General features: G+C 75.3%; 1 protein-coding gene. It reads right to left on the bottom strand.

Annotated elements, in window-relative coordinates; translation table 11 throughout:
• Positions 1 to 100: 100 nt before the first annotated feature.
• A partial coding sequence (locus ACWJ6R_RS36515) for a S1C family serine protease (RefSeq protein ID WP_449066573.1) occupies positions 101 to 1,299 on the bottom strand: 1,199 nt, incomplete at its 5' end.

Raw genomic sequence — 1,299 nt, forward strand, 5'->3', positions numbered from 1 at the left:
CCGTTGCCCGGCCGCCCCGAGCGCGAGAGCGGCTCCCCGGCCCGTACCGTCAGGCGGCCGCCGGGGTCGTGGCGACCCCGGCGGCGCACCGTCCGCCCGATCAGTCCCCGGTCCTCTGGACCAGAGTCGCGGTGGCGGTCTGGCTCCGGCCGTCGCGGAGGTAGACGAGAGTGACCTTGTCGCCCGGCTTGAGCCCGCGCACCACGCCCACCACGGTGTCCCCGTCCTCGACCGCGGTGTCGTTGATCTTCGTGATCACGTCGCCCTGCCTCAGGCCCGCCTGGGCCGCCGGGCCGCCCTCGGTGACCTGGCTGACCAGCGCGCCCGCGGTGTCACCGGCGGCGTCGGCGAGACCGACGCCCAGGAAGGCGTGGACGACCTTACCGGTCTCGATGAGCTGGTCGGCGACCTGCCGGGCGGTGTTGATCGGGATCGCGAAGCCGACGCCGATGCTGCCGTCGCCGCCGTTGGTGGCGATGGCGGTGTTGATGCCGATCACCTGCCCGGAGGAGTCGACCAGCGCCCCGCCGGAGTTGCCGGGGTTGATCGCCGCGTCGGTCTGGATGGCGCCGCCGATGGTGGTGACCTGTGCGGCGCCCTGCTGCCGGCGCTCACCGCCCCAGCCGGGCGGGAGCTGCTGCTCCCGTTCGCCGCCGACGGTCACCGTCCGGTCGAGCGCGCTGACGATGCCCGCGCTGACCGAGCCGGACAGGCCGAGCGGGCTGCCGATGGCCAGGACGGAGTCGCCCACCTTGAGCCGGTCGCTGTCGCCGAGCGAGGCCGCCGTGAGGCCGGAGACGTTCTCGGCCCTGATGACCGCCAGGTCGGTGGCCGGGTCCGTGCCCACGATCCTGGCCGGGGCCGTCCTGCCGTCGCTGAACTTGACGGTCACCCGGCCGTCCTGGCCTGCGGAGCCCACCACGTGGTTGTTGGTCAGGATCAGCCCGTCGGCGGAGAGCACCACGCCCGAGCCCTCCCCGCCGCCGGTGGCCGTCTTGACCTCGATCGAGACGACCGCGGGCTGGACGGCCGCGGCGACATCGGCGACCGTGGTCACGTTGCCGGCGGCGCTGACCACCGGGGCCGCGGAGGAGACGAGCGCGGGGCCGTCGTCGAAGGCGGTCGCGGCGAAGGCCCCCGCCACTCCACCGCCCACGGCCATGGCGGCCAGCGCGAGACCCGCTCCCAGCTTCTGCATCCCGCTCAACCGGCCCCGCTGGGCGGGCACCGTGACGGGCGCCGTGACGGGCGCCGTGACGGGCGCCGTGACGGGCGGCGTCACCGGCGGTGCGGGAGGCC

The organism is Planomonospora algeriensis (assembly GCF_977012225.1).